Below are 26,633 nucleotides of genomic sequence, written 5' to 3' on the forward strand. Positions count from 1 at the left end.
GACGAATTGTTGCGGTCGGTTGCGCGTCACGATGCCACGCTCGTGCCTGCTGACAGCCGAAACATTCAAGCCTTGACGCTGGACGCCCCCCAGATTCAACGGACGCACTTCACCGTCTCCTCTGACCTGCGTCCCGTCATGCGTCCCTTCATGCTGCACTGCTATCCCTGTCTCACCTATGCCGATCCCGACGCCGCGCTGGTGTTTCTGCGGGAGGCCTTTGATTTCGTTCCCATGGTCGTGCATCGAAACGCCGACGGCCGCATTGCGCACGCAGAGGTTGTGCGTGGGTCGGTGGCGCTCATGATTGGTCCGCCGCGCGACGAGCGCGGATGGGCGGCGGCGAGCAGTTTGCCGCAGCGTCATGCGTCGCTGTATGTGGCCATGGTGGCCGCGTCGGCGCACGAAGTGGACGCGCTGTGTGCGCGCGCCTGGGAGGCAGGGGCGGTCGTGACCCGTCCTCCTGAGGACACGCCCTATGGCACGCGTGAGTTCACGGTGCGTGATCCGGAGGGCCAGGAGTGGCATGTCGGCAATTACCATCCGCTGGGTGATGCCAGCTCCGAGGTGTTGGCCGATTCGGGTGGCGATGAGCCAAGCGCGTCGACGATGGAGCACGCGTCGTCATGAGCGCGGCGGCGACATTGGACGCACTGGACCGTGTGCGCGCGCTCTGTCTGGCCCTGCCCGATGCGCACGAAGTGGAGGCCTGGGGCGAGCCCACGTTTCGTGTGCGCAACAAGCTGTTTGCCATGTATGCAAGTCCGGGCAATCATCACGGGCGCGGGCGTCCGGCGGTGTGGATCAAGGCCAGGGCGGAGAATCAGCGTCTGCTGATGGAGCTGGATCCTGCGCGCTATTTCTCGCCGCCCTATGTGGGGCCGTCGGGGTGGGTGGGCATGTGGCTGGACAAGCGACCGCGTTGGCGCGAGGTGGAGGAACTGCTGCGGGACGGATATCGGCAGGTGGCGCCCAAGCGATTGCTGCAGGCGCACGGGGGCTGAGCTGCGCTGAGTTGATCGGCGCGTGCCCCAAAGAGGCAGGCGAGGGGCACGCAAGGGTCGCGCAATGGCGGTGCAGGGCATAGGTTCGCGCGCATGACGGAATCGGCTCCACAGACCCCGCCTCCTCCCGCCCCGCGTTCTTCGCCCCTGCGTTCGTCAGCCCTGCGCTCGGTGGGGGTGCAGGTCACGCTTGGCCTCGTGCTGGGTCTGGCTCTTGGCATGCTGCTCGGGCGCGAGAGCGCGCCCTCGGCATTCACCACGTCGCTGTTGGCTGTTCTTGATGTAATTGGCACGGCGTGGATCAATGCCGTGCGCATGACGGTGATTCCGCTGGTGGTGCCGCTGCTCATTGTGGGTGTGGCGGGCGGCGGTGATCTGCAGATGACGGGCCGCGTCGGGGCGCGGGCGTTTGGCTGGATGCTGGCCATGCTGGTGGCCTGCGCGGTCATGTCGTTGCTGGTGGCACCGGTGTGGTTCGAGTCCCTCGCCCTCGACCCTGCAGCCACGGCGCGTCTGCGGGAAACGGCGCGCATTGAGGTGCCGCCGGCCGATGCGCTGTCGCTGCGCACCTGGGTGCTGTCGCTCATTCCCACCAATCCCATCAAGGCGGCGGCCGACGGTACGCTGCTGCCGGTGGTGCTGTTCACACTGCTGTACGCGTTTGCGCTGGGCCGCGTGAACGAGGGGCCGCGCACGGCACAGCTGGCGTTCTTTCGCGGCATGGCCGACACCATGCTGGTGGTGGTGCGCTGGATGCTGGCGCTTGGTGGCATCGGCATCTTTGCGCTGGCCACGGTGCTGGGCCACAAGCTGGGCGCGAGTGTGCTGGGTGCGATTGCGTTCTACGTGATGGTGCTGGTGGTACTGCATCTGGTGGCCACGGTGGCGTGTTACGTGCTTGTTGCGCTCTCGCGTCGGGTCCCGCTGCGCGACTTTGCGCGCGCGCTATTGCCCTCGCAGGCGGTGGGCATGGGTACACGCAGTTCACTGGCGGCGCTGCCGGCCATGGTGAAGGGCGCCACCGATGTGCTGCGCCTGCCGGGCACGGCCACGGGCTTCGTGCTGCCGCTTACGGCGTCGGTGTTCAAGCTCACGAGTGCCGTGTACTGGGTGGTGGGTGCGCTGTTCGTGGGCGCGCTGTACGGCATTGAACTCAGCACCGGCAATCTGGCGTTGGTGGCGGCATCGAGTGTGGTGCTGAGTTTCAGCACGCCAGGCATCCCGAGCGGCGGCATGCTGCTGCAGGTGCCGCTCTACACGAGCATCGGACTGCCCATCGAGGGCATTGGCATGCTCATCGCGCTCGACACGCTGCCGGACATGTTCAAGACGCTGCTCAACGTGACGGCGGATATGGCAGTGGCCGTGCTTACAGCGGAAAAGCAGTAACTGCCACTGCAGTCGCGGGGAAACTGCCACTTCGGTCATGGATGGCCACTGCAGTCTGCACGACCGCTTTGGCGGCGCCAAAACCGCGGTGGCTGTCCACGACTGCGTTTTCAGTTCCCGCAACTGCAGTGGCAGTCCACGACCGCACCAGCGGTCACGAAAACTGCGGGAGCATCCGCCGCCCCTTCTCGATGACGCCGCCGCCCAGGACCACCTCGCCGTCGTACAGCACCACCGACTGTCCCGGCGAAATGGCCTGGATGGGCTCATCAAGGGCCAGCTCAATGTCGCGGTCATCAATGCGCAGCACCGTGGCCGGCGAGGGCTTGGCGCGATTGCGCACCTGCACCTGCACCGCGTCGCCAACCTGCGGCGCATCGGCCATCCAGTTGAGTTCGCGCGCCTCGAGGCCGCGGCCCAGCAGCGCCTCGCGCGGACCTATCACCACGGCGCGCTCGTCAGGCACGATATCCACCACGAACATCGGCGCGGCAAAGCCGCCCGGCAGGCCGCGGCGCTGCCCAATGGTGTAGCGCGCAAAGCCCTCGTGCTCACCAACGACCTCGCCGCTCACCAGGCGCAGTGGCCCTCGCTGCAGCGCCGGCGCGTCGGCGCCCAAGTGCTCGCGAATGACACGCACGTGATCGCCGTCAGGCACGAAGCAGATGTCCTGGCTCTCGATCTTTTCGGCGGTGCGCAATCCAAAGCGCCGCGCAATCTCGCGCGTCTCCGCCTTGGTTTGCGTGCCAATGGGCAGCACGAGACGATCGAGCACCGCGCGCTCGATGCCCCAGAGGAAGTAGCTCTGATCCTTGCCCGCGTCGCGACCGCGCAGCATGACCGCCTGACCATCGCGGCGACCGATGCGCGCATAGTGTCCCGTGGCGAGCCAGCGCGCGTCGATGGCGTCGGCCTTGGCCAGCAGATCGCGGAACTTGGTGAAGGTGTTGCAGCGCACGCAGGGAATGGGCGTGCGGCCGCGCGCGTACTCCTGCACGAAGTTGTTCAGCACATCCTGACCGAATCGATCGACCAGGTTGGTGACGTAGTGCGGTATGCCCAGCGTTTCGCACACGCGCCGCGCGTCGCTGGTGGCATCGAGCGAGCAGCACGGCCGGTCAGGCACGTCCGCGTCGTCACCATGCAGCTTCATGGTCACACCCACGACGTCGCATCCGGCGTCCACCAGCAAGGCCGCCGCCACCGACGAATCCACGCCGCCACTCATGGCCACGAGCACCCGCTCACCCTTGGCGGGCAGCGGCGTGACGAGCGACGGGAACGTGGGCGAATAGATCATGACACGCGATACGGGGAAGAGTACGACAGCATCAGAAGTCCACGACCGCGAACTGCGCCTGTGCGCGCGGTGCGCGGGCCTTGTCCGCCAGCGTGGCCAGCGCGTCCACCGTGCGTGTCACACACTCGGGTGTGGACAGCGCGCCAAACGACAGACGCAGCGCCGCGTTGGCCAGTTCCACGGGCACGCCCATGGCGGTCAGCACGTGTGACGCCGAGACGCTGCCGCTCTGACACGCCGAGCCCGCACTGCAGGCAATGCCGCGCAGATCGAGCGCCATGAGCAGCGACTCGCTGTTGGTACCGGGAATGGACAGGTTCACGATGTGCGGCGCCGTTGGCGCACCCTCAGCGTGTATTACCACGTCCGGCACGCGCGCGCGCAATGCCGTGACAAATTCGCGGCGCAGCGTTTCGAGCCGCGCGTGCTCGGCTTCATGCTCGGCCAGTGTGAGCTCGGCCGCCGTGGCCAGGCCCACCGCAAAGGCCACGTTCTCGGTGCCGGGACGCCGACCACGATCCTGCGAGCCGCCGTGAAACAGCGGCGAGAGTGGCGTGTCGCGTCGAATGTACAGCGCACCGATGCCCTTGGGGGCACCGATCTTGTGACCGGAAATGGTGAGCAGGTCGAATGGCGTCTGGCGCGCGTCAATGGACACCTTGCCAAACGCCTGCACACCGTCGGTGTGAAAAACCGCACCGGCGGCCTTGGCGGCCCGCGCCAACGCCGGCACGTCCTGCACCACGCCCACTTCGTTGTTCACCCACATCACACTGGCCACGGCCACCGTGTCGTCGAGCAGCGAGACAAAGTGTGCGTGGTCCACCACGCCACGATGGTCCACGCGTACGAGACGCTCATCACCACCCTCCTGCGCCACTTGATGTGCCGCGGCCAGCACGGCCTTGTGCTCGATGGGCGTGGTGATGGCCGCGCGTCGACCTTCGCTCCGACGTGTGCGGAACACGCCCAGCACGGCGAGATTGTCGCCTTCGGTGCCGCCGGAGGTGAAGCAGACTTCGTCGCTGTGCGCGCCAAGACAGGCGGCCACACGCTCACGCGCTTCATCCAGGGCGACCCGCGCCTCGCGGCCCCAGCGATGCACGCTGCTGGGATTGCCGAAGCGCGGGCCGAAGAACGGCGCCATGGCAGCCATGACCTCGTCGCGCACCGGGGTCGTGGCGGCGTGGTCGAGATAGATGGGGGTGGTGGACATCCCTGAAATGTAGCTAAGCGGCTACAGCGGTGGAACTTAGGCCGGTGGATTGGCCCCGAGATCCGGGACGGAAGGCGGAACTTCGGCGCGGTTCGTCCCGTAGTGTGAAGGGTCCATCAGCCCCGATCATGTTCACGACCTGCATTCACTGCACCCAGTCTCTCGGCCAGAACGAGGCCTTCGAAGGCTTTCCCGTGGGCTCCCGTCTCGCGTTCGATGCGCGGCGCGGGCGTCTGTGGGTCATCTGTCGCTCCTGCGCGCGTTGGAACCTCTCGCCGCTGGACGAGCGCTGGGAAGCGATTGAGTCCATGGAGCGGCGCTTTCGCGATTCGCGGTTGCGCGTGAGCACGGACAATATCGGCCTCGCGCGGCTGCGTGAGGGCGTGGATCTCATCCGCATTGGTGAGCCGCAGCGCCCCGAGATGGCGGCGTGGCGCTATGGCGATCAGTTCGGCACGCGGCGCAAGCGGCAGATGCTGATCACCGGGGCCGTGGTGGGCAGTGCGGCCGCCGTCGTCGGTGGCGTGATGGCCATCGGTGTCAGCATGGGCGCCTTTTCCGGCCTCTGGGCCAACGGTGCCATCTGGCAGGGGCTCATTCACGGCAACCAGAGCAAGTCCATCGGTCACGTCAAACTGGATGACGGACGGCTCGTGGAATTGCAGCGTCGCCATGCGCGCATGAGTGCCCTGGTTCGCGCCGAAGAGGGTGGCCCGCTGCAACTGCGTCTCGAAGCCAAGACGGGCACCTACCTGCTCACCGGCGAAGCCGCCATGCGGGCTGCGCAGCGCATCATGCCGGCGGTCAATCGCTTTGGCGGCTCGCGCACGCAGGTACAGGATGCCGTGCAGTTCCTGGAGGCGGCGGGTGACCCCATGCGCGTGTGGACCACGGTGCAGAAGAACCATGGCTGGAAACCAGGGGATCGCCGCTGGGGTGGTGACTCGACGGTATGGAAGGGCAACAACAAGCGCGAGACGGTGCAGAAGCTGCCGGGCGCGCTGCACACGCTCGACGTGCGATCGCGTCTCGCGCTTGAGATGGCGCTGCACGAAGAGACCGAGCGTCTCGCCATGGAAGGCGAATTGCTCGCGCTCGAGCGCGCGTGGGAAGAGGCCGAGGAGATTGCGCGCATTGCCGACAACATGTTTACACCCGAGTCGGTGGAACAGCGCCTGCGGGACATGCGGTCCGGCCAGCTGCCGGGCTAACTTCCGCGCATGTACAGCACCTGCATTCACTGCGCCAAACCCCTGGGCACCAACGAAAGCATCGAGGCGCTGCCCATTGGGCGACGCCTCGCGTTCGATGCGGCCAAGGGGCGCTTGTGGGTAGTGTGCCGCGGCTGTGAGCGATGGAACCTCACGCCGTTCGATGCGCGCTGGGAGGCGATCGAGCAGGCGGAGCGGCTCTTTCGTGATACGCGCGTGCGTGTGAGTACCGACAACATCGGGCTCGCGCGCATGCGCGATGGCACGGATCTGGTGCGGATTGGCGCGCCGCAGCGGCCAGAGTTTGCGGCCTGGCGCTACGGCGATCAGTTCGGGCGTCGGCGTCGGCGGGTCATGATGTACTCGGCGGCCGGTGTGGCGGGAATTGGTGCCATCGCGGCGGGTGCCGTGGCCACCGGTGCCGGACTAGCACTCGTGGTTCCCGCGTTTCAGTTGTTCAATGTGGCGACGCTGCTGCGGCACGCACGGCTCAATCCGCGTCGACTACCGCACCCGGAGCTGGGGACCTTTGTGCCGTTCGGCAATCCGCGGCTGGTGCCCAGCGATCGCGGGGAGGGCTGGGCAGTCGAAACCGGTTACAGTCATGCCGGGCCTGATCCCCGTACGCTGCCCATGCGTTCGCCCTTGGATGTCCTGCTTCGCACACCCAAGAATCAGGAAGTCGGCCGCACGGTGCTGCACGGCAGCGACGCCGTTCCCTTTCTGCGCTGGGTCATGCCGCTCATCAACCGTGGGGGCGCCAAGTCCGACACGGTGCAGGATGGCGTGCGTCTCATCGAAGATGCCGGAGGCCCCGAGCAATTCGGTCGCTGGGCCGCCGCGCGCCGCCGCGAGTGGGCCGCCGCCAGCACCTTTGGCGATACCGGCGATCTCAACGCCATTCCGGCACCGGCGCGTCTTGCCTTTGAAATGGCGGTGTACGAAGACGCCGAACGTGCCGCGCTCGAAGGGGAATTGTCGGCGCTTGAGCGCGCGTGGGCCGAGGCCGAGGGCGTGGCGGCCATCGCGGATGACTTGCTGTTGCCGGCGACAGTAAAGGCGAAGCTTGGCGCGCTCAAGGACGAATCGCGCGGCGAGTAGCGTTACGTGGTGTGTCGTGGCAAAGACCACATCACACGTTGGCCGGCTACTTGAGGCGCAGACTCAGGCCAGCCACCATCAGCTCCACGCGATCCACGGCGGCGGCCAGCAGCTGATTGGCGCGTCCCAGCGCATCGCGGTACGCGCGTCCGAGTGGCGTGGGCGGCACGACGCCAAGCCCGACTTCATTGCTCACGAGCACCCAGCGCACGTCGGCTTGTGTCTGCATGAGCTGCACCAGTTCCGCCGCACGCCTCGCGATGTGTTGTTCGGCGTCGTCCATCGTATCGAGCGCAAGCAGCAGATTGCTCACCCACAGCGTGATGCAATCGAGCAGCACCACGGTCGCCTCGTCCGATGCGCGCGGGCGTGCGGACAGTGCCGCCGCGAGCGGTGTGACGATGTCCGCTGATGCCTCGATCGTGTGCCAGCGGGCATCGCGTTCGGCGCGGTGCGCGGCAATACGGCGCGCCATCTCCTCGTCAAAAGCCTGCGCGGTCGCCACGAAAATATGGCAGGCAGCGGGCGCAGATTCGGCCAGTGTCAACGCGCGGGCACTCTTGCCCGCTCGTACGCCGCCAAGCAACAGCACACTGGTCGCAGTGCTCATGCGGTCGCACGCTGCGGCAGGTCGAGCATGGCGCAGACCGCCTCCATGTCGAGGTTGGCGCCAACGACGGTGGCCAGCCTGTCCAACGCGTCGTCGAGTGAAAGGGCGGAGGCCGGCGGTGGCAGCGCAATTCCTGCGCGTTCGGCACTGCGCGTGAGCAGCGCGCGCCGCAGTGCCGTGTGTTCGAGGGCCCCATGCAGATAGGTGCCCACGATCAATCCGTCGGCAGAGCAGCATCCATCCGGCGTCTCGTCGGAACCTGGGGCTTCAGCGCTCACACGAAACGCCGGCCGCAGGTCTACCTGATGGTCGAGTGCGGTGGTGCGCCCCATGTGAATTTCGTAGGCCGGCAACGCGATGGACGGAGCCTGCCAGAGTGATGACGCATTGGTGGCCGTGGCACGGACGCGGCGTGTGACCTTCTCGCGGGCGAATTCGGTGGTCACGGGCAGGAGGCGCAAACCTTCTACCGATCCCTGACCTTCCACGCCGGCCGGATCGTCAATGCGATGCCCGAGCATCTGATATCCACCGCAGATACCGAGCACGGGGCCGCCCGCTGCGGCGTGCCGCTGGATGCGATCGGCAAGACCACGTTCACGCAGCCAGTGCAGGTCGTCCATGGTGGACTTGGTGCCAGGTATGATGACGAGGTCCGGCGTGCCGAACTCCCCGGCGTGGCCCACGAAGCGCACGCGGACGCCGGGTTCGAGCAGCAGTGGCTGGAACTCGTCGAGATTGGCCACGCGCGGGAGTCGAGCAATCACGATATCCAGCGCACGCGGCGTCGCCTCGGCAGCCACCTCACGCGCGTGGTCGGGTTGCGCCCACTCGAGTGCGTCCTCCTGCGGAAGGTCCCGCAGATCGAACCACGGGAGGACGCCGATGGTGGGCACGCCGGTTCGCGCCTCGAGCATGTCGAACCCTGGATCGAGCAGCGTGGGGTCACCGCGAAACTTGTTGATGACGAAGGCCTTGATCAGCCGGCGTTCGTCGTCGCTGAGGAGCGCATGCGTGCCGTACAGCGCAGCGAACACACCACCACGTTCGATATCACCTACCAGCAGCACAGGGGCGTCGGCATGACGCGCCACGCGCATGTTCACGATGTCGTATTGCGCGAGGTTGATTTCCGCCGGACTGCCGGCGCCTTCCACGATCACGAGGTCATGGCTCGCGCGCAGACGGTCGAGCGCCGCCGTCACGATGGGCCAGAGATGATGCTTGCGGGCGTAGTAGTCAGTGGCGTCGGCGGTGAGCCAGGGTTTGCCGAGGACCACGATCTGCGAGGTGCGGTCGCTCTGTGGTTTGAGCAGCACTGGATTCATATCCACCGTGACGTCGACGCGCGCCGCCGCCGCCTGCATGGCCTGTGCGCGACCGACTTCTTCTCCGTGGCGCGTTACCGCGGCGTTGTTGGACATGTTCTGCGCCTTGTATGGCGCCACGCGGTAGCCGGCGTTGGCGAACCAGCGGCAGAGTGCGGCCACCACGGTGGTCTTGCCGGCGTGTGACGACGTGCCCTGAATCATGAGCACGCGCCCGAGCGGCGCTGCATGCGGCGCTGTGTGCGAAGTTGGAGACGAGGTGGCCATGCCCGCAGCATTTCTGTCTGCGCCCCAATTGGCAAGGGCGGGAACTGGTGAGGCACCTTGCGCGTTGCGGCCGCTTGCCGCTAATTCCACAAGACAACTGAAGACACGAACGGGCCATTAGTTGGAAGCCGGTGCGAAGCCGGCGCGGCCCCGCCACTGTATGAGGCGCTTCGTGGTGCAGCAGTATCCACCACGACTCACCGTCGTTCCCAACGCAGTCCCACTGGCCGTTCGCGCCGGGAAGGGAGGGAACGAATGCCTCGAGCCAGGAGACCGGTCCGTTCGCTCCCGCTGTACATCCTCGAGGGAGGATTGCGGGGCTCATCGAACGGACATCACGCACCCCGGTGCGTGATGCTGTGCCCTGCGCCCCCGTCCCCTCTCGGCATCCGAGACTGGACGGGTTTCGTGCTTTCTGGGCTTCGCCGACGTGGTTTCGGCATCTCGCGCATGGTCGCCACGTACGCTGCCGCAGTGTTGGCGGCGTGCGGGACGCGTGGCGACGCCGAGCCCGATCGCCGCGTGTCGGCAGTTGCGGAGTCGGCAATGGCAGAAAGCAAAGGCGATGCGGCCGTTGCCGTCGTCGATGATGCCGGGCGCACGGTGCAGCTGTCGCACCCCGCCCGTCGCGTGGTCAGCCTCATTCCGAGCGCTACCGAAACTCTGCTGGCCATCGGCGCAGGGCCGCTGCTGGTGGGACGCACGCGTTATGACGTGGCACCGGAGGTGCAGCATCTGCCGCTCGTCGGCGGTTCGGTGGACCCGAGCATCGAAGCCATTGCGGCGCTGCGCCCCGATCTGGTGGTGTCGTGGGAGAGCGACAAACGCCAGCAGTTTCGCGAACGGCTCGAGCGACTCGGCGTGCCCATCTTCATGCTGCGCACGCAGGATACCAGCGATGTCTATCGCGGCCTGCACAACCTGGGTGTACTCACCGGGCACAGTCGCGGCGCGGAACTGACGGCCGCGCGTTTGCGAGCGGAGTTGGACAGTGTCCGCATCTCCGTGGCCGCGCTGCCACGTCCGCGCGTCCTGTATGTGGTGTTCAACGACCCGCCAATGACTGTCGGGCCACACACCTTCATCGGGCAGCTCATCGACCTGGCCGGCGGCACGTCGATCTTTGCGGACGCCGCCACCAATTGGCCCAATGTCCCCATGGAAGAGATTGTGCGGCGTAATCCGGACATCGTGATCGTGCCTGTTGGCGAGTTCAAGGGGCAGGCCCTTGGACGCCTGCGCGTCATGCCTGGGTGGCGCACGTTGCCTGCGGTGCGTGAAGGACGCCTCGTGCAGGTGCCGGCCAATCTGCTGAGCCGGCCGAGCCCCAACATCGGCAAGGCGGCCCGGGTCCTGCGCGCGGCCATGTTCCCGGCCTTCGCCACCGCGGTGCATGCCGCCGACACGGACTGGCGGGCTGGGTCCGCCGATGGGCTGGCACCGACCACCGTAGACGGTCGAGCGACACGCCGATGAGTGCCGGCACTTCCTGGGCCGCCGACACGCGAGCCGTGCCCATCGCGCGGTTGCTCGTGTTGTGCGCATTGCTTGGCCTGGCCATGCTCGCGGCCCTGCGTTTTGGTGCGGTGCCGCTCAGCACCATCGATGTGCTCGACGCGCTGCATGGCAGCGGATCGCTGGTGCACCAGAACATTCTGCATGAGTTGCGCCTGCCGCGAGCCGTTCAGGCGTCGCTGGTTGGTGCGGCACTCGCGCTGAGTGGTACCACCTATCAGGCCCTGCTGCGCAATCCTCTGGCCGAGCCCTATGTGCTGGGCGTGTCGAGCGGCGCGGCCTTCGGTGCCGTGGTGAGCGTGGTGAACGGTTGGTCGCAGCGCGAAGTCTGGGCGCTGCCTCTCTGCGCGTTCGCGGGCGCGGTGCTGGCCATGGTGCTGGTGTTTCGCATCGCGTGGTCAGTGGGCCATCGACTTGACGCGCGGGTTCTCCTGCTGTCGGGTGTGGTGGTGAGCGCCTTTCTGGTGGCCTGCATCTGGTTGCTGCTCACCTTTGCCGACGATGAATCGGTGCGCACGGCGGTGTTCTGGATGATGGGAAGCCACTCGGGCGCATCGTGGCGTTCCGTGTCGGTGCTCGCGGTGGTCATGCTGCCTACGGCGGTCGTACTGCTGTGGCAGGCGCGTGCCCTCAACTTGCTGGCCATCGGGGAAATGACCGCCGCGTTCCTCGGGACCAATGTGGAGCGCAGCAAGTGGTGGGCATATGCGGCCGCCACGTTCCTCACCGCCGTCGGCGTGTCGGTGAGTGGATCAATCGGCTTTGTCGGGCTGGTGGTGCCACATGCGCTGCGGCTGCTCTGGGGCGGCGACCATCGCCTGCTCGTCCCCGCGTCGGCACTGGCTGGTGCGGCGTTCATGGTGTCGGCGGACACCGCGGCGCGGACTGTAGCTGGCGCCAACGAATTGCCCATCGGCGTCGTCACCGCATTGGTGGGCGTGCCATGCTTTGTGTGGCTGCTGCGCCGTCCCGTCAACGGAGCCAACGTCTGATGCGAGCGCGGCCAATGGCTCCGGTCATGCCCCGGCACGCGGCGGTCGGCGGTGCCGTCGTGTGGCAGCTCGATGCGGTGGGTTTCCGTCATCCCGGTGCCTCTACCTGCGCGCTGTCCGAGGTATCGCTGGAGATTCCAGCGGGACGCGTCACGGCCATCATCGGTCCCAACGGGGCGGGCAAGAGCACCCTGCTGTATCTTTTGCTCGGCGTGGCGGTACCCAACGCCGGACACGTGACGTTGTTCGGGACGCCGGCGCACAGCTGGCGCCGGGTCGACATGGCGCGCACAGTGGCCGTTGTGCCGCAAGCCGAAGCCGAGCCGCTGTTCACGGTGCGTGACACGGTGGCCATGGGGCGGTATCCGCATCGTGCCGCGTGGCAACGTGAAACGACAGCCGATGCGCAGGCGATTGTCGAGGCCATGACGCAATGCGGCGTGCTGCCCTTTGCCGATCGAGTGGTTGGCTCGTTGTCCGGCGGCGAGCGGCAGCGCGTGCGTCTTGCGCGCGCGCTCGCGCAGCAGACCGACATCGTGGTGCTCGACGAACCCACCAGTGCGCTCGACATCCGCTACGAAATGGCGGTCTTCGAGCAGGTTGCGGCCTTGCGCGCCACGGGCAGGACGGCCGTGCTGGTCACGCATCAACTGAACCTGGCGTCCCGCTATGCCGATCAGCTCGTGCTGCTGCATGCGGGCCGCATCGTCGCGCAGGGGGCGCCTCGCGACGTCCTGCTCGCGCCGCGTGTGGAGTCGGTCTACGAATGGCCCGTCGAGGTAATCGCGCACCGCGAGGGGGCGCCGCAGATCGTGCCCGAGCGGCGCCCGATGCGACAGGAGATCCCATGATAAGTCGCCCATCGGGCACAGTCTCCGCTTTGCTGTGGCGCGTCGCTCAGCGGACGGTGTGTGCGGGTCTCCTGCTTGCCCCGTCGGCCGTTCAGGCGCGTCAGGTCACCGGTGAAGTACGCGGACGGGTCATCGACGCCACCGATCGCGTGCCGGTGGCCGGTGCGCAGGTGGAACTGGAAGGCACCGCCGTGCGACTGCGCACGGCCAGCGATGGCTCGTTCCACGTGCGTAGTCTCGATCCGCGCCTACACCGTGTGCGGGTGCAGGCCCTTGGCTACCGCAGCACCGCCGTAGATGTGCAGGTCGTCAATGCCCGCGTGAGTGAGGTGGAGATCAGCCTCGCACGGGTGGCTGCGACCCTGACCACGCAGCAGGTCCGTGCCACGCAGGACACTGCCGCATTTCACGCACAGATCGTCGACCGCGCCGGCATCGAGCGCTCTGGCGCGCGTGATGTCGCCGATGTGCTGCAGAACCTGCCGGGCGTGGTCGTTACCCGCTCGGGTGGCCCGGGTCAGCCGAGTCGCGTGTCCATTCGCGGCTCATCCGCAAATCAGGTCCTCGTGCTGCTGGACGGTGTGCCTCTCAACTCCGCGTTGTCGGGTGCCGCAGATCTCTCCCTGTTGCCGGTGGAGAACGTGGAGCGCATCACGGTGCTGACCGGCGCGCAGTCGGCACGCTACGGTCCACGCGCCATGGCCGGTGTCATTGAGGTGGTGACGCGCCGTCCGCGCACCGAACAGTCGCTGGTGTTGCGCACAGGGGCATTGGGCGAATGGGGTGCAGCCGCCGCGGTCGCCCATCAGGCTCCCGTGGGTGGACGTCAGGGCTCGTGGTCGCTGGGCGTCGATCATCGGGCCACACGAGGGGACTTTCGTTTTGCACTGCCGGCGGTGCGAGGTGGCGGATGGGCCCGGCGTGAAAACGCCGATGTGGCCAACACGCAGGTGGTGGCGGGCGCATCGCTGGACGGGCGTGCGCAGCAGGTCGTGCTTCGGGCCACCTATGGTCACACGAGGCGCGGCATGGCGGGCTCCATCGTGCAGCCTTCGCTGACGGGGCGTCAGGTGTTCGATCGCGCCAGTGTAGGCGCCACGTCACAGCACACGCTGTCCGACTGGGTGTTCACCCACAGCCTCGATGCGGCGCGCGAGTCCGCCGTGTTCGCCGATGCCACGCCGCCCTTTGGCGCGGCCTTTGACAACAGCACGACGGCCACGACACTCGCCGCCGCGTCCAGTGCCACGCGAGTCTGGCGCGGTGTGACCACGGCGGCCGGTGTCGAATGGCGGCACTTGGGAGTGCGCGCCAATGCGCTCGCTTCGGGCGCTCCCACCGGACAGACGTTGCTGGGCAGCTGGGTGAACGCACGTCGCGAGCAGGCCGTAGGCCGGAGTGCATGGCGATGGACAACGGAAGGCGCGCTGCGTGCCGACCACAGCACGCTGCTGGACGGTGTGGCCTGGTCGCCCCGCGTGGCCACGCAGTTCACGCGCAGCGCCTGGTCCACCGGCACACTGTCGATGGGCGTCAGTTATGGCGCCGGCTTTGCGCCGCCCACGCTGGCCGATCAGTTCTTCCAGGAAGGGGTGCAGGTGCGCGCCAATCCGGCGCTGCGCCCAGAGCGCACGCGGCACGATGTGGAAGTGCGGCTGTCCGCGCGCGAGTTGCCACGCTTCGGAGCGCTATGGCACGCCGAGGCGGCCAGGTACCGGGCCGACGTTGATGGCATGATCCTTTGGCTGCCCGACTTCCGGTTCATCTGGAGTCCAAGCAACTACGATGCCACGCGTCGCGGCTGGGAACTGCGCGGGGGCCTACGCATTCCGCGCTGGCATCTCGATCTGCAAGGTGGCCTCGACGAATCGCGTGTCAGCTATGCTGGCGGCATTCTCAGCGGACAGGTGGCGTATCGTCCGCGTCGCACTGCCAATCTCCAGATCGGTAGCAGTCTCGGTACAACGCGCGCCGAGTTCGTGCTGCGTCACGTGGGTGTGCGCCGCGTAGTGGCCGGTTCGGCGCTCAATGCGCTGCCGGCCTACCGCATGGCGGATGCCCGCCTGTCCACCGAATGGCAGCGTGCCGGTTGGACGCTGCAACCCATGCTCGCGGTGGAGAATCTCCTCTCCACGCAAGCCGCGATGCTGGTGGATTACCCCTTTCCCACTCGCTTGTGGAGCATCGCGCTTCGCCTGCGTCCGCCGTCCGCTTCGGCACTCCCCTGAACCCTGCGTCGCACATGTCACACAATTCACCGTCCGCTCTCCGCACCGTGCTCGCTCGCTGGTCGCGATTGGCCCTGATCACCACCACCATCGGCGTGGCCGCTTGCGGTGATGACACCATCACCGAACCCACACCGGCGCCTGGCTTCTTGGGTGGTGTGGCTGGCAATCGCGAGATCGGCATCGTCGTCAATACCGGGACCAAGTCCCTCACCCTGTTCCAGCTCGGTGCGCCAACGGTCACTCAGCAGATTCCGCTTGGCTCGAGCGCCACAGTCACCCCGGTGGGTTTCTCCCTCCGTGGCCGTCGCGCCGCCGTACCACTCGGCAATGCGGCCAGCGTGGCGCTGGTTGATCTCAGCACATCGAGCGTGAGTCGATTCTTCACTTTCCCGAGTGGCAATGCCACGGGCTCGGTGTGGAGCAACGACACCACGGTGTTTGCCGCCAACACGGCCACCAACCGTGTCGGCCGTTTCTATATCAATCAGACCGGCACGGACATCACCAGTAGTGTGGAGGTGGCGCCGTCGCCCACCGCGATGGCATTTGCCGCGGGTCGTGTGCTGGCCGTGTCGGGCAACCTGGCCAACTTCGTGCCGGTCGGTGAAGGCGTGGTGACCGCCATCAATCCCGTGACGATGGCCGTGATTGCCACGGTGCAGACCGGTGGCACCAATCCCACCGAAGCGGCTGTGGGCCCCGATGGATTGCTGTACGTGGTCAACACCGGCAACTACGTGGCGCCGGCCAGTATGGCCATCATCGATCCGTCGAGCATGCAGCGCGTCGCGCTCATCAGCCCGCTGAGCGTGGGTGCCGGACACATTGCCATCGACGCCGAGGGGCTCGCATACATCTCGAGCTTCTCCGACGCCACCGTGGTCTTCAACACCCGCACCCGGACCTGGGTGCGCGGGCCAGACAATCCGGTGTGCGCCCGCCGTGCGGCCAGCAACACCTGCCGAGGCGCCGCGTCGGCCACGGCCGCCAGTTCGGGCGTGATGTATCAGACATTCTTCGGCAGTGCGGCCCAGAGTCTCGCGCCCTATGTGTTTGTCTACGACAGGAGCACGTTCGTGTTGCGGGACAGCATCGCGGTGGGTGCCGGCCCCATGTCGATCACGGTCCGTACGTTCTGATAAGTGCACACGTTCTGGGGTGGCCCGGTGCGTGGTGCGGTGTCCGTTGCCCTGGTCACCGACTGGTGTCTTGGCGAACCGCCCGCTCGGTTTCATCCCACCGTGTGGATGGGCGCCTGGTTGCGCCGTGCGCGCGCACACGCGCATGTCATGGCGAGCGCACGTGGCGATACAAGGGCAGCACTGCGTGAGTTGGCGGCGGGTAGTGCGTGGGTGCTGCTCGGGCTCCTGCTGGTGTGCGCCGCGTCGCTCGCGTTGACCGGGTTGCTGACGTGGGTGCTGGCAGCGGCTGCCGCGCGCGGTGCCGGATTGCCGGGCGTATCGCGCCGCGACGTCGGCGTCTCGCTCGAACCATTGGCGGCCCTGACTCACGGTGTGCTGCTCAAGCCCGCCATGGCGGCGCGTGCCCTGCTGGATGCGACCCATGCAGTGCAGCAGGCTCTCACCATGCCCGACGAACACGCCGGTCTGGTGGAGGCGCGCCGCCAACTGGCCTGGCATCTGGTGTCACGTCCAACACAGGATCTTCGCGCCGACGAAGTGGCAGGCGCCGCGCTCGCATCGCTGGCCGAGAACTTCTCCGACAGTATCGTGGCGCCATTGCTGGCGTACCGCGTGGCCGGGCTGCCGGGCGCGTACGCCTATCGCTTTGTGAACACGGCCGACGCCGTACTCGGGTATCGCAGTCCGGAGCTCGAACGGTTCGGCAAGCCCGCCGCCCGCCTCGATGATCTGTGCAATCTCGTTCCGGCGCGTGTGGCGGGCACGGCGTTGCTGCTGGCCAGCGTGTTGTGCAAGGCCTCACCGCGGGGCGCCTGGCGCTGTCTGTGCCATGATGCGCGGCGCACACCAAGCCCCAATGGCGGCTGGCCCATGGCCGCCATGGCTGGTGCTTTGGGTGTCGTGCTGGATAAGCGTCAGACGTACACGCTGAATGCCACAGGCCGCGCGCCAACCGCGCACGATCTGATCACAGGTCGTCGACTGGTGCGTATGGCGACGCTGCTGGTGGTGGTGGGCATTGAACTGTCCTACCTGAGCTGACGCGTGCCCACGCCTGCTTCGCATATGGCGCGGCTCGCGCCGGCCGTGCATGGCGGACGCGCCGCGCTGCCTGATGAGCAGGCAGCGGTGCTCGACTTCAGCGTCTGCCTCAATGCCTACGGTCCGTCATCGGTGGTACGCGAGGCCATGACCACCTGCGCCGTGGACGAGTATCCGGATCCCACGGCGAGGGCCGCGCGGAGGGCAGCGGCGGGCTGTTGGCGCTGTGATGCGGACTGGCTCATGATGGGCGCCGGCTCGGCTGAGCTGCTGCACGCCATCTGCCGCGCCTACCTCGCCCCAGAGCGTCGAGCCGTCGTGCTGCGTCCCTGTTTTGGAGAGTACGAACGTGCCGCGATTCTGGCCGGCGCGTCCGTGCACGGCGTGCACGATGTGGCGGCCATGGTGGAATGCCTGGCGTACGACGTGCACGTGGCCTTCGTGGCAACACCGGATAGTCCGTGCGGGCGCAGCATGCCACGCGACGCGTTGGAGAGGCTGGCCAACGCCTGCGTGGCGCACGACGTCCTGCTGGTGGTCGATCAGGCCTATGACGCCTTCACACCCACACCGCTCGGCACTCCGATACTCCCGGATCGTGCACACGTCGTGCACCTGCGCTCCATGACCAAGGAGCATGCCCTGGCCGGCGTCCGCGTGGCCTTTGCGCACGGTCATCCTGAGGTGTTGGCGCAGATCGAGGCGGCCCGTGTGCCGTGGGCCAGCAGCCAGTTGGCCCAGGCGGCGGCGAAAGCGCTCTTCACACCGGAAGCGCGGGATCATGCGCGGGAGACGGTGCAGCGACTGCGCGCCGAGAGCCTGCAGCTCGAGCTCGCGCTCCGTCGTCAAGGCATCGCGGTGTCTTCCAGCGATACACACTACCGACTCATCGGTTGTCGGAGTGCCGCCGACGCGCGTGCCGTCTTGCTCCGGCACGAGCGTATGCTGGTGCGCGATTGCAGTTCCTTCGGACTCCCGCGCCACATTCGCGTGGCCGCCCGCCGTCCTCACGAGAATGCCAGACTGTTGCGCGCCATAGCCGCGCAGGCCACCCACTTCCAGACGGGCCATGACTGAACGCACACCCCACACGCAGGGCGCAGGCACCGAGGTGCCGGACTCCAGCGAAAAAGACAGCGGTGGGCAGGATACCCCGCGCACGGACCCGCTGCAGCAACCAGCCGTCACGCGTCTTGCCAACGGTCGGCAGGTGCCTATCCCGAGGCAAAAGCGCCCCGGCCCCTACCGCGTGCCGCCTCGCGCGCAGCGACATGGCTTGCTCATCGTCAACACCGGCGACGGCAAGGGCAAGACCACGGCGGCGCTTGGTGTGCTGCTGCGTGCCTATGGTCGCGGCATGGAGGTAGGCATGTATCAGTTCGTGAAGCGACTCACCAACACCGGTGAGCATCGCGTGGCGCGGCGCCTTGGCGTGGTCATGGAGGCGCTGGGGGCGGGCTGCACGGGTGCACGCAGCGTAACAGACACCGATATCGCACGGGCGCGGGCCGGCTGGCAGCGCGTGCAGGGCGTTCTTGCGGAAGGTCGCTACGACGTGCTCATCCTGGATGAACTGACCCTGCCCATGACCTGGGGGTGGCTCGACGAGCAGGAAGTCATCGACGCCCTGCGCGGTCGGGCACAGGGCACCCACGTCATCGTCACGGGTCGTCATGCCCCAGAGGCCCTGGTGGCGGCGGCCGATCTCGTGACAGACATGCGGGTCATCAAGCATCCCTACCGCAGCGAGGGTCTCAAGGCCCAGGGAGGCATCGACGTATGAGCACCGATCGCACAAGACGGCGCGGTCTTTTGCTGGTCAACACCGGAAATGGCAAGGGCAAGTCCACGGCCGCACTGGGCATTCTGGTTCGGGCGGCGGGATACGACTTCTCCATCGGCATGTTCCAGTTCATCAAGAGTGCGGAGACTCGATACGGCGAACACATTGCCGCGGAGCTGCTTGGTGTGGACATCGTACCACTCGGCGACGGCTTCACCTGGCTATCCGAAGACATCAATGCAGACCGGGCCCTCGCTGAGCGGGGCTGGCAGCGCGTGCGGGAGGTGATCGAGGCCGGGACGTTCGACATCCTCATTCTCGATGAGCTGACCTACTGCCTGACCTACGGATGGCTCGAGGAAGAGGAGGTGCTGCGTGTACTGCGGGCGCGACCCTCGTGGATGCATGTGGTGGTCACGGGCCGCAACGCCTCACCCGCACTCATCGACGCAGCAGACCTCGTGACGGAGATGCACCTCGTCAAGCATCCGTTCCGTGAGCAGGGCATTGGTGCGCAACCGGGTATCGAGCTGTGACGCACACACGGACAGAAGTGGCCGCGTCGGTGCGCCTGCTGCTGGTGCGCCATGGGGAAACGCCACACAATGCGGCCGGTCGCTGCCAGGGACAGCTTGATGTGCCCATGCAGGACATCGGTGAACAGCAGGTTCTTCGCTTGGCCGCCCGACTGACGACGTCCGTACTGGATGCGGTGGACGCCGTGTATACCTCGCCGATGCTGCGTGCCTGGCGCACGGCGCAGTTGCTCATGGGGGATCGTGATTGTCCCTGTGTGGATGCCCCGCAGCTGATGGAGCTCCACTACGGCAGCGTGCAGGGGCTGGCCGACGCTTCATGGCCGACTGGGCTCAGCGCTGACTGGCGTTCTGACCCCTGGCGGGTGGCGTTCCCGAATGGGGAGTCGCTATCGCTCCTTCAGTCTCGTGTGCATCGCGTGCTGCGGCAGGTGACGCAGGCGCATGCTGGTCAGACGGTGATGCTGTCCACGCATGGCCTGGTTCTGCGGGTCTTGTTGCAGGAGGCGCTGGGGCTCACCGGCGCAGACTTCTGGCGGCTTCGCATTCCCAATGCGTCGGCGTGGTGGATGTCCTGCAGCATATGCGCGGAGGGCCTCGTGCTGGGCGACGTGCAGCGTGCCGAGCCGCGCGTCACCGTGCCAGCGGCACAGGCGGCCATGGCCGACAAGACCATGCCGCTCGGTGCCATGGGAGAAGTGGAGCGCGTGGCCGTGCAGGCGGCGGTAGTGCAGCAGACCGTGGAGCCGGTGATCGATCGCGTGGGGTTGTGCATTTTCGCGGCCGACCACGGCATAACAGCAGAAGGGGTCAGCGCCTACCCGGCGGCGGTGACGGCGGAGATGACTCGCAACTTCGCGCGCGGTGGGGCGGCCATCAATGTGCTGGCGCGTGCGCATGACCTCACGCTCGATGTGGTGGATGTCGGCGTGAATGGTTCACTGGAGGCGTGGCCCAATCTGGTGGCGGCCAAGGTGGCGCCTGGGACAGACAACTTCCGACGCGCGCCGGCCATGTCACCGGCCATGCTGGATCAGGCGCTGGCCGTGGGCGCGGAGCGCGCACAGCGCATGGTGCGCTGCGGCATGGACGCCATCGCCCTCGGCGAGATGGGCATCGGTAACACCACCAGCGCGGCGGCGCTGCTGAGTGCCTTCACGGGCCTCCCGGCCGAACGCACGGTCGGCGCCGGCACGGGCGTGCAGGGCCAGGGCCTTCAACACAAGCGCGGGGTGGTGGACGACGCCCTCGCGTGGCATCGGGCGGCGCTCGCAGCCAGTGGGGTGCAGACTCCGGACACGCGCGAATGGCTGCGGCGCGTGGGAGGATTGGAAATTGCCGCCATGGCCGGAGCCGCCATGGCGGTCGTCGAGCATCCGGTGCTGCTGGTGGCAGACGGATTCATCTCCACGGTAGCCGTGTTGGCGGCGGCGCGCATGCTGCACGAGTCCGCGGCGCAGTCGAGCGTCTTGTCCGAAACATCCTCCGCGTTTGCATTGCTCGAGCGTCTGGTGTTGTCGCACCGATCCAGCGAGACGGGACATGCGGAAGCCATCCGGGCTCTCAACGGCATGCGGAGTACCCTGCGGCAAGGCGAGCCGCTGGGCGAGGTGCCGATTCGGCCATTGCTCGATCTTGGCATGCGCCTGGGTGAGGGCAGCGGTGCGGCCATGGCGGTCCCTTTGCTGCGATCGGCTACTGCGCTCATGCGGCAGATGGCCACCTTCTCCGATGCCGGCGTGTCCACCGCGCACGCATGAGCCGCGAACTGCGCGCCTTCTCTGCGGCCTGCACCTTCATGACGCGCATCCCCACGTGGCGTGTCGTGGCACACGACGTGACGGATCTTCCGGCGTCCGCCGCCTACTTCCCATTGGTTGGACTGATCGTGGGCGGTGCTGGTGCGGCCGTATGGTGGATAGGCTCGTGGTTCTGGACGCCATGGATCGCGGTGCTGTTATCCATGGCCGCAACCATTCGGCTCACCGGGGCCTTTCACGAGGATGCACTCGCGGACTCGCTTGACGGCTTCGGGGGCGGGTGGACGCGCGAGCAGGTGCTGCACATCATGAAGGACAGTCGCGTGGGTTCGTATGCGCTGGTGGGGATGTGCGTCGCACTGGTCCTCAAAGCCGCGTTGCTCGTGGAACTCGCCACGGTCACGACGCTGCCGGCGAACGGCATCACGGGGCGATGGCCCGCTGCCGTGCTGGCCATGCTGGCCGCCCATGTGCTCGCACGGGCCTCGAGCGTCGCGCTCATCGGCGCGTTGCCCTATGTGCGCAGCGACGGCGAGGCCGCGCGCGCGAGTGCCGGTCGGCCGTTTGTGGCGGGCGTATCGCGAATTCGGGTGATCCTGGCTGTATGGTGCGCCGTGGTGCTGAGTGTCGTGTTGCTGGGCGGCGCGGTCTGGACGGTGCTCCTGGCGGCGGCAGCCACGACCGCACTGGCAGCGCGTTATTTCCGTGCTCGACTTGGTGGAATCACTGGTGATGCGCTGGGCGCCGCCAATCAGGTGGTGGAACTGGTGGTGTATCTTGCGCTCTCGGCCAACGTGCAGGGGGCATCGTTCCTCCAGATCGTGGCACGGTCATGAGGAAGGCACCGGACGATGAGTCTGGCCCATTGCAGCTCATTCTACTCCGCCACGCCGATGCGATCAGTGACGGGCGCTGCATCGGCTGGACCGATGTGCCGCTGAGCGATACCGGTCGAGCGCAGTGTACATCCCTCATCACGACGGATGGGCCGCTACGGCAGCTCCTCGCCGGTGACAGCGGCGACCTGCACGTGGAAAGCAGCGATTTGAGCCGAGCGCGTGACACGGCGGCTGCCATCTCCGAATGCGTCGAGGTACCGGTGCATGAGCACGCGGATCTTCGCGAGATGCACTTCGGTGCGTGGGATGGACGGACCTGGGGCGAGCTGGAGGCGGAGGACGGAGAACGACTGGCGACCTGGATGGCGCACTGGCAGTTGGCCGCACCGCCTGGGGGAGAGAGTCTCGCGCACATGCAGCGGCGTGTCGCCACGGCGCTGCGTCGCCTCACGCAACGGCCCGAACCACGGGTGTTGGTGGTCAGTCACGCCGGCTGGATTCGACTGGCGCTCTGTCTGCTGCAGGACCGACCGGTGCGCGAGATGTTCGAAATCACCGTGCCACACGCGCAGCCGATAGTGCTCAGTGTGGCACGCCGCCCGCTCTGAGCAACGCTCTCACGGGCGCCGCGTCGGCGCCCTCAATGGACAGCGGTGCCGCCAGCAACTCGTACAAGCCCGGCGTCACCGCGCGCAGATTGAGGTTCTCCAGCACATACGCCCCTCGTCCAAGCAGCGCGTGATGCACATCGAGTGTCTTGCTGTGCCGCGTGTCCACACTGGGCGCATCCACGCCCCAGAGCACGAGGCCCTGCGACACCAACCAGGTCGCCGCGTCGGCGCTCAGCGTGGGCCAGTCGTCGGGAAACACACCGGCGGCCACACTGCGGCCCGTGCGAAGCAACATGCGGGCTGGAATGTCGCGGTGGCCCTGCGCCTCCAGCAGCGCCGCCAACATGGACGTGTCGACTTCCTGCGCTTGGGTGGGTGTTGATGGAAGCGAGAGTACGACGCAGGGTCCCACAAACGCCGAAACCGTCAGCGACTCCGACGCTGGCCAGCCCTCATGCACGTGCAGTGGAGCATCGGCGTGTGTTCCCACATGCAGACTGGTGGTGACGGCCGCCAGGTTGACACTGTCGCCCCGGTCGAGGCGACAGGTCCACCCGCAATCAAATCGCTGATCGCCCGGCCACTCTGGCGTACGGGCACTCATGGGAACGGAGATGTCGTAGAGCACAGGGAGGCCTGACGGGTCAGCGAAGGGTGAGAAGACGTGGCGTCAGCGTCCGTAGAACGCCGAACGCACGGCCCAGAGCTCGGGGAAGAACTTCTGAGCGACCGTACGCGAGAGGTACTTGGCGCCCAGCGTGCCGCCCGTCCCACCCGTGCCCGGGCCGATGATGCGCTCCACCAACTGCACGTGCAGGAAGCGCCAGCGCGCGAAGCGCTGTTCGAACTCCAGCAGCCCCTCAACGAGCAGAAAGAGCGGCGTGGGGCCGGGGCCTGTGTAGAGTGCCGCCAGCTCCACCTGCTCGTGCGCCAGTAGCGCCAGCACCAGCGACTGCAGCGTGGGCCGCTCGAGCGCGGCCTGAACCTCGGCCGGCGGTGGACCATGCTCGCTGATGGTCTGCAGGAAGTGTGCGTCGCGCAGGCCCGCCGTTGCCTCAATGGCACGGAACTGTGCGCTCTGCGAACCGCTACTCGAACCCAGATAGCCGCGGAACTGCGCGAAACGCTGCGGCGGCAGGGTGTCGAGGGCGGCCAGCTGCTGCGAAATGATCTCGGTGAGCGCGTTGACACGCTGCACCGAAAGCAGGGCACGCATGGTGTCGAATTGTTCAAGCGCCGCAATGAGGGTGTCGAACTCGTGGCGCAGCACCTTGAACCAGAGCTCACTGGCCTGGTGGACCACGATGAACAGCAGTTCGTCCGGGTGCTCGGGCTGAGATTGCGGCAATTGCAGCGCGAGCAACTCCTCCAGGCGCAGGTAGGAGCCGTAGTCGATGTCGGTCATGAATGAACGCGCGGAAACGCGAGATGGGTGGACGCCGGGGAGTGTGGCGCGGTACCGCGGAGGAACACCTGCAACAGCACTCAGAAGGTGGAGACGCCGAGTTGGGTGACGTCATCCACTTCCATGGTTTCGTCTGTGTAGAACGGCTCACCGTAGGTCTTGCGGATGAGCGAGCCATAGTGCGCGGCGTGATGCCGCACGATGTCATACAGCGGCTCGCCGTTCGGATAGACCTCGCCCGCCTGCGTCGTGCCATCGAACTGCGAGCCATAACACTTGATGGCCTGCAGCTTTCGCTCGAACTGCTCCGTGATGTCCACCACGAAGGTGGGCTTCACGTGGTCTTCGCGATACGCGATGGTGTGGAGCAACTTGAGCGGACGGAAGGCCGCAAACTCACCGGGCGCGTAGCGGGCAAGCCCGCTCAGGAAGCAGGCATCACGCACCAACTCCGTCGTGCGACGATGATCAGGATGCCGGCCGCGTGGTGCCGGGGCAATCACCACCCGGGGGCGCAGACGCCGCAGGACCTGCACCAGACGTGCGCGGGAGGCGTCATCGTTGGTGATCCCGGCGTCGGGCAGTTCGAGGTTCTCGCGCAGTGCCACGCCCATCACGCGCCGGCCCGCCTCCGCCTCCTCGGCACGCAGGGCCGCCGAACCGCGGGTGCCCATCTCACCCTGCGTCAGGTCGAGGATACCGACACGCTTGCCGGCGTCCACGGCCTTGATGAGGGTGCCCCCGCAGGTCAGCTCGGCATCATCCCGATGCGGCGCGATGCACAACAGGTCGAGTGAATCCATGCCGAATGCTGGGCCATGGGACGGCCTCCGGCAAGCGGCACGGGCCCTGGCGCTCGCAACTGATTATCACGGATTACGCGGAAACGAACGGAAACCACACGGATGAACACCAGATGACCAGCAGTCGATGATTCTTATCCGTGCTGTTTCCGCCCTATCCGTGTCATCCGCGACAAGGCGGTTGAACCAGCCCGCCGCATACGAGATGTGTCAGCTGCGTGCCGACGACTGATCGAATCCCGTCAGGCCGACCGGCCCAGATAGCTGGCCACCCGCTCGGCCGTCAGCACGCCATTGGCCACACAGTCGCCAACCGACACGCCGAGGTGATAATTGCCCGCGAGGTAGAGCCCCGGGTGCTCAGATTCGGTGCGCGCCACGGCGTCCTTGACCTCCTGATACCCCAGGAGGTACTGCGGAATGGCGCGCGGCCAATAGGCATGATGCATGTACACCGGACTCCCGCTCACGCCAAGCAAGTCTCCGAGGTCACGCAGCACCGCAGGCAGCAGCGCCTCGGTGTTGAGCGCGGCCTGCTGCGGGTGCCGTGCGCCGCCCACGAACACGGTGAGCGTTACATGACCCTCGGGCGCTCGAGCGGGAAACAGCGAAGAGCTGAACAACACACCCAGCACGCGGCGCTGTTCGACACGCGGTACCAGCATGCCAAAGCCGTCGAGCGCATGCGCGACCTGCTGCCGCGTGAAGCCCAGCGTCAGTGTGCTGACGGGCGGATAGCTCACATGCTCGATGGGCGCGGCAAATCGCCGCAGTGCCGCCGGCAGCTCCATGGCCGCCAGCGCGTGCGCGGGCGTGGCCAGCACCACGGTGTCGGCAATCAGCGTGTGGGCGTCCTGGCCCTCACCCGATTCCACCACCCAGTGCCCGTCCTGCGCGTGCAGGTGACGCAAGGGACGCGAGAGATGCAGCGACGCACCAAGTGACGACGCGAGCGCGTCGGGCAGGGTCTGCATGCCGTCCACGAACGAGACCAGCCGCGCCGGGGATGCGGGCTGCTCGCCGGCGGCCGATGCTGCGCGCCGACGCTGCGCCATGAGTCCTCGCGACAGCGAGCCGTGTACCATCTCGAGTTCGGTGACCCGCGGAAACGCATGCGCCATGCTCAGCGTATCCGGATCACCGGCGAAGATGCCCGACACAAACGGATCCACCGCGTAGTCCAGCACTTCACGCCCAAGCCGGCGGCGCACAAACGAGGCAATGGACTCCTCGCCGGCGCCCTGGTAACGCGGCACGAGGGGCTCGAGCAGCACACGGAGCTTGGCCCTGGTGGAAAGCAGCCGTGTGGACAGCATGGCCTTCGGCGAGAGCGGAAAAGCATGCAGACTGCCGTCGCGCACCACGTAGCGCTTGTTGGCCGCCGTGTCGGGCTCCACCACGTCCTGCTGCAGGTCGAGGGCCGTGAGCAATTGCTCCACCACCGGCGAACTGACGAAGGAATTGGGGCCGTGCTCCGCCACAAAGCCGTCGGCATGTGTGGTGCGCATGACGCCACCAGCCTGTGGCGCCGCGTCGAGCACCACGACCGATACCCCCTGTTGCCGCAGCGCATGCGCGGCCGTCAGGCCCGTAATGCCAGCCCCCACCACGACAGCCGCGCAGCGACCCTCCGGATGCAGCCGCTGGGCTGATCCGTCGTGGTCCTGCTGCTCCGGGCGGCCGGTGAGGGTTCCCATG

The 26,633-nt window shown here is 67.0% G+C and carries 25 protein-coding genes and 1 riboswitch; of the genes, 17 read left to right on the top strand and 8 right to left on the bottom strand.

Going from position 1 to position 26,633, the window contains the following annotated elements; genetic code table 11:
- Positions 1 to 138 precede the first annotated feature (138 nt).
- The 3 genes from B2747_RS07590 (at position 139) to B2747_RS07600 (ending at position 2,393) form a co-directional block, all read left to right on the top strand.
- The gene (locus tag B2747_RS07590; protein WP_291158614.1) at positions 139 to 630 is read left to right on the top strand and encodes a VOC family protein; all 492 of its coding nucleotides are present in this window, start codon (positions 139 to 141) and stop codon (positions 628 to 630) included.
- The gene (locus B2747_RS07595) at positions 627 to 1,004 is read left to right on the top strand and encodes an MmcQ/YjbR family DNA-binding protein (protein ID WP_291158615.1); all 378 of its coding nucleotides are present in this window, start codon (positions 627 to 629) and stop codon (positions 1,002 to 1,004) included. Before B2747_RS07590 ends, B2747_RS07595 begins: the two co-directional genes overlap by 4 nt.
- A gap of 93 nt (positions 1,005 to 1,097) precedes the next feature.
- The gene (locus B2747_RS07600; RefSeq protein WP_291158617.1) at positions 1,098 to 2,393 is read left to right on the top strand and encodes a dicarboxylate/amino acid:cation symporter; all 1,296 of its coding nucleotides are present in this window, start codon (positions 1,098 to 1,100) and stop codon (positions 2,391 to 2,393) included.
- A 154-nt stretch (positions 2,394 to 2,547) separates the two neighbouring features.
- On the opposite strand, the gene mnmA is transcribed toward B2747_RS07600, so the two are convergent.
- Complete coding sequence (mnmA, locus tag B2747_RS07605; RefSeq protein WP_291158620.1) at positions 2,548 to 3,693, bottom strand: tRNA 2-thiouridine(34) synthase MnmA; 1,146 nt, start codon at positions 3,691 to 3,693, stop codon at positions 2,548 to 2,550.
- A gap of 31 nt (positions 3,694 to 3,724) precedes the next feature.
- Positions 3,725 to 4,909 carry a cysteine desulfurase family protein gene (locus B2747_RS07610; protein ID WP_291158622.1) on the bottom strand — a complete coding sequence of 395 codons (1,185 nt, stop codon included), beginning with the start codon at positions 4,907 to 4,909 and terminating at the stop codon, positions 3,725 to 3,727.
- 128 nt (positions 4,910 to 5,037) lie between these two features.
- On the opposite strand from B2747_RS07610, the gene B2747_RS07615 reads away from it, so the two are divergent.
- Together B2747_RS07615 and B2747_RS07620 are read left to right on the top strand one after the other, a co-directional pair.
- Entirely contained in the window at positions 5,038 to 6,120 is a 1,083-nt protein-coding gene (locus tag B2747_RS07615; RefSeq protein WP_291158625.1) for a hypothetical protein, read from the top strand.
- Between the two features lie 9 nt (positions 6,121 to 6,129).
- The gene (locus B2747_RS07620; RefSeq protein WP_291158627.1) at positions 6,130 to 7,221 is read left to right on the top strand and encodes a hypothetical protein; all 1,092 of its coding nucleotides are present in this window, start codon (positions 6,130 to 6,132) and stop codon (positions 7,219 to 7,221) included.
- A 46-nt stretch (positions 7,222 to 7,267) separates the two neighbouring features.
- Here B2747_RS07620 and cobU read toward each other — a convergent pair whose 3' ends face one another.
- Together cobU and B2747_RS07630 are read right to left on the bottom strand one after the other, a co-directional pair.
- Complete coding sequence (gene cobU, locus B2747_RS07625) at positions 7,268 to 7,831, bottom strand: bifunctional adenosylcobinamide kinase/adenosylcobinamide-phosphate guanylyltransferase (protein ID WP_291158630.1); 564 nt, start codon at positions 7,829 to 7,831, stop codon at positions 7,268 to 7,270.
- Positions 7,828 to 9,426, bottom strand: a complete 1,599-nt coding sequence (locus B2747_RS07630; protein WP_291158632.1) for a cobyric acid synthase — start codon at positions 9,424 to 9,426, stop codon at positions 7,828 to 7,830. Before B2747_RS07630 ends, cobU begins: the two co-directional genes overlap by 4 nt.
- A 94-nt stretch (positions 9,427 to 9,520) precedes the next feature.
- Positions 9,521 to 9,722: riboswitch (cobalamin riboswitch) on the top strand.
- Positions 9,723 to 9,876: 154 nt separating this feature from the next.
- Here B2747_RS07630 and B2747_RS07635 point away from each other — a divergent pair.
- From B2747_RS07635 to B2747_RS07690, 12 genes are read left to right on the top strand one after another with little or no spacing between them, the layout of a single operon-like run.
- Positions 9,877 to 10,902, top strand: coding sequence for an ABC transporter substrate-binding protein (locus B2747_RS07635; protein ID WP_291158635.1), 1,026 nt, complete (start codon positions 9,877 to 9,879; stop codon positions 10,900 to 10,902).
- On the top strand, positions 10,899 to 11,933 hold the full coding sequence (locus B2747_RS07640; protein WP_291158638.1) for a FecCD family ABC transporter permease: 1,035 nt from the start codon (positions 10,899 to 10,901) through the stop codon (positions 11,931 to 11,933). The genes B2747_RS07635 and B2747_RS07640 overlap by 4 nt, the downstream gene beginning before the upstream one ends.
- A gap of 26 nt (positions 11,934 to 11,959) precedes the next feature.
- Positions 11,960 to 12,784: an ABC transporter ATP-binding protein gene (locus B2747_RS07645; RefSeq protein WP_291158640.1), complete on the top strand. Its 825-nt coding sequence runs from the start codon at positions 11,960 to 11,962 to the stop codon at positions 12,782 to 12,784.
- Entirely contained in the window at positions 12,781 to 15,012 is a 2,232-nt protein-coding gene (locus B2747_RS07650) for a TonB-dependent receptor (protein WP_291158642.1), read from the top strand. The genes B2747_RS07645 and B2747_RS07650 overlap by 4 nt, the downstream gene beginning before the upstream one ends.
- 47 nt (positions 15,013 to 15,059) lie before the next feature.
- On the top strand, positions 15,060 to 16,154 hold the full coding sequence (locus B2747_RS07655; protein WP_291158645.1) for a YncE family protein: 1,095 nt from the start codon (positions 15,060 to 15,062) through the stop codon (positions 16,152 to 16,154).
- 3 nt (positions 16,155 to 16,157) lie between these two features.
- Positions 16,158 to 17,198, top strand: a complete 1,041-nt coding sequence (locus tag B2747_RS07660; protein ID WP_291158647.1) for a CobD/CbiB family cobalamin biosynthesis protein — start codon at positions 16,158 to 16,160, stop codon at positions 17,196 to 17,198.
- A gap of 3 nt (positions 17,199 to 17,201) precedes the next feature.
- The gene (locus B2747_RS07665) at positions 17,202 to 18,275 is read left to right on the top strand and encodes a pyridoxal phosphate-dependent aminotransferase (protein WP_291158649.1); all 1,074 of its coding nucleotides are present in this window, start codon (positions 17,202 to 17,204) and stop codon (positions 18,273 to 18,275) included.
- Complete coding sequence (gene cobO, locus B2747_RS07670) at positions 18,268 to 18,981, top strand: cob(I)yrinic acid a,c-diamide adenosyltransferase (RefSeq protein WP_291158651.1); 714 nt, start codon at positions 18,268 to 18,270, stop codon at positions 18,979 to 18,981. The genes B2747_RS07665 and cobO (B2747_RS07670) overlap by 8 nt, the downstream gene beginning before the upstream one ends.
- On the top strand, positions 18,978 to 19,517 hold the full coding sequence (gene cobO, locus B2747_RS07675; RefSeq protein WP_291158653.1) for a cob(I)yrinic acid a,c-diamide adenosyltransferase: 540 nt from the start codon (positions 18,978 to 18,980) through the stop codon (positions 19,515 to 19,517). Before cobO (B2747_RS07670) ends, cobO (B2747_RS07675) begins: the two co-directional genes overlap by 4 nt.
- A complete protein-coding gene (gene cobT / locus B2747_RS07680; protein ID WP_291158656.1) occupies positions 19,514 to 21,277 on the top strand; it encodes a nicotinate-nucleotide--dimethylbenzimidazole phosphoribosyltransferase in 1,764 nt (587 codons plus the stop codon). The genes cobO (B2747_RS07675) and cobT overlap by 4 nt, the downstream gene beginning before the upstream one ends.
- Entirely contained in the window at positions 21,274 to 22,113 is an 840-nt protein-coding gene (locus B2747_RS07685; protein WP_291158659.1) for an adenosylcobinamide-GDP ribazoletransferase, read from the top strand. The genes cobT and B2747_RS07685 overlap by 4 nt, the downstream gene beginning before the upstream one ends.
- Positions 22,110 to 22,724: a histidine phosphatase family protein gene (locus B2747_RS07690; protein WP_291158662.1), complete on the top strand. Its 615-nt coding sequence runs from the start codon at positions 22,110 to 22,112 to the stop codon at positions 22,722 to 22,724. Before B2747_RS07685 ends, B2747_RS07690 begins: the two co-directional genes overlap by 4 nt.
- On the opposite strand, the gene B2747_RS07695 is transcribed toward B2747_RS07690, so the two are convergent.
- From B2747_RS07695 to hemG, 4 genes are all read right to left on the bottom strand, one after another.
- Positions 22,699 to 23,355, bottom strand: coding sequence for a cyclase family protein (locus B2747_RS07695; protein WP_291158665.1), 657 nt, complete (start codon positions 23,353 to 23,355; stop codon positions 22,699 to 22,701). The genes B2747_RS07690 and B2747_RS07695 overlap by 26 nt on opposite strands.
- 42 nt (positions 23,356 to 23,397) lie before the next feature.
- Positions 23,398 to 24,132 carry a tryptophan 2,3-dioxygenase family protein gene (locus B2747_RS07700; RefSeq protein WP_291158668.1) on the bottom strand — a complete coding sequence of 245 codons (735 nt, stop codon included), beginning with the start codon at positions 24,130 to 24,132 and terminating at the stop codon, positions 23,398 to 23,400.
- A gap of 80 nt (positions 24,133 to 24,212) precedes the next feature.
- The gene (bshB1, locus tag B2747_RS07705) at positions 24,213 to 24,935 is read right to left on the bottom strand and encodes a bacillithiol biosynthesis deacetylase BshB1 (protein ID WP_291158672.1); all 723 of its coding nucleotides are present in this window, start codon (positions 24,933 to 24,935) and stop codon (positions 24,213 to 24,215) included.
- 242 nt (positions 24,936 to 25,177) lie between these two features.
- Positions 25,178 to 26,632: a protoporphyrinogen oxidase gene (hemG, locus tag B2747_RS07710; RefSeq protein ID WP_291158675.1), complete on the bottom strand. Its 1,455-nt coding sequence runs from the start codon at positions 26,630 to 26,632 to the stop codon at positions 25,178 to 25,180.
- Between the last annotated feature and the right edge of the window lies 1 nt (position 26,633).

It is taken from the genome of Gemmatimonas sp. UBA7669 (assembly GCF_002483225.1).
Taxonomy (GTDB): domain Bacteria; phylum Gemmatimonadota; class Gemmatimonadetes; order Gemmatimonadales; family Gemmatimonadaceae; genus Gemmatimonas.